Source organism: Priestia sp. SIMBA_032 (assembly GCF_046535215.1).
GTDB lineage: Bacteria > Bacillota > Bacilli > Bacillales > Bacillaceae_H > Priestia > Priestia aryabhattai.
In genome coordinates, this window is sequence record NZ_JAWRXD010001362.1 from 1 (window position 1) to 244 (window position 244).

The following is a 244-nucleotide window of genomic DNA, read 5'->3' on the forward strand; positions in this document are numbered from 1 at the left end:
GTTGAAGGACAGCTGCTAATTTCCATGAAAGGTAGATTGCATCTCCAATTCCTGTGTTCATTCCTTGTCCGCCCGCAGAACTATGAATATGGGCTGCATCTCCACTTAGACAAATGCGCCCCTGTCGGAAACGACTTGCTACTCTGTGATGAATCTGCTATGTCGAGAACCAATTTATACCCTCAATCTGAACACCACATGTTCGTTGAATAAAAGCGTGAATGTTTTCAGCTTTTACATCGTT

The 244-nt window shown here is 43.4% G+C and carries 1 pseudogene; it reads right to left on the reverse strand.

Going from position 1 to position 244, the window contains the following annotated elements:
- Nucleotides 1-244: pseudogene (locus SB717_RS38770) on the reverse strand (FAD-dependent monooxygenase); the annotation flags it as partial.